The sequence below is a fragment of the Nitrosospira sp. CT genome (assembly GCF_059489795.1).
The window spans coordinates 1-1,194 of the sequence record NZ_JCAHZJ010000023.1 but is presented as its reverse complement, the minus strand read 5'-3'; the positions used below and the strand labels follow the sequence as shown (position 1 = coordinate 1,194).

General features: G+C 63.6%; 1 protein-coding gene. It reads right to left on the bottom strand.

Going from position 1 to position 1,194, the window contains the following annotated elements; translation table 11 throughout:
* Positions 1 to 2: 2 nt before the first annotated feature.
* Complete coding sequence (gene tuf, locus AC52W5_RS04005; RefSeq protein WP_495670065.1) at positions 3 to 1,193, bottom strand: elongation factor Tu; 1,191 nt, start codon at positions 1,191 to 1,193, stop codon at positions 3 to 5.
* Position 1,194 lies beyond the last annotated feature (1 nt).

The window sequence follows — 1,194 nt, the reverse complement described above, 5'->3', positions numbered from 1 at the left end:
GACTACTCGATGATGCTGGCGACCACGCCTGCGCCGACGGTGCGTCCGCCTTCACGGATGGCGAAGCGCAGCTTCTCCTCCATCGCGATCGGCACGATCAGGTGCACCTCCATCGCCACGTTGTCGCCCGGCATCACCATCTCGGTGCCAGCCGGAAGATGCACCACCCCGGTCACATCCGTGGTGCGGAAATAAAACTGAGGCCGGTAGTTGGTGAAGAACGGCGTGTGGCGGCCGCCCTCCTCCTTGGTCAGGATGTAGGCTTCAGCCTTGAACTTGGTGTGCGGCTTCACCGAGCCCGGCTTGCACAGAACCTGCCCGCGCTCCACGTCCTCGCGCTTGGTGCCGCGCAGCAGCGCGCCGATGTTGTCGCCTGCTTGGCCCTGGTCCAGCAGCTTGCGGAACATCTCCACGCCCGTCACCGTCGTCTTCTGCGTCTCGCGGATGCCGACAATCTCGATTTCCTCGCCGACCTTGACGATGCCGCGCTCCACGCGCCCCGTCACCACCGTGCCGCGGCCCGAGATCGAGAACACGTCCTCGACCGGCATCAGGAACGGCTGGTCGACCGGACGCTCCGGCTGCGGAATGTAGGCGTCCACCGCCTTCATCAGTTCCAGCACCGCGTCATGGCCGAGCTTCGGGTCCGAGTTCTCCAGCGCCGCCAGCGCCGAGCCCTTGATGATCGGAATGTCGTCGCCAGGAAACTCGTACTTCGACAAAAGCTCCCGAACTTCCATCTCAACCAGTTCCAGAAGCTCCGGATCGTCCACCATGTCGCACTTGTTCAGAAACACCACGATCGCCGGAACGCCGACCTGGCGCGCCAGAAGAATGTGCTCGCGGGTCTGCGGCATCGGGCCGTCCGCCGCCGACACCACCAGGATCGCCCCGTCCATCTGCGCCGCGCCGGTGATCATGTTCTTCACGTAGTCGGCGTGGCCCGGACAGTCGACATGCGCATAGTGACGGTTCGGCGTCTCGTACTCCACATGCGACGTCGAAATCGTGATGCCGCGCGCCTTCTCCTCAGGCGCCTTGTCGATCTGGTCGTACGCCGTGAACGTCGCCCCGCCAGCTTCCGCCAGAACCTTCGTGATCGCCGCCGTCAAAGACGTCTTGCCATGGTCAACATGACCAATCGTCCCGATGTTGCAGTGCGGCTTGTTCCGTTCAAACTTCGCTTTGGCCATT

Excerpts from the sequence above, each read along its gene's own strand:
- tuf (WP_495670065.1), bottom strand. The coding sequence starts at position 1,193 with ATGGCCAAAGCGAAGTTTGAACGGAACAAGCCGCACTGCAACATCGGG.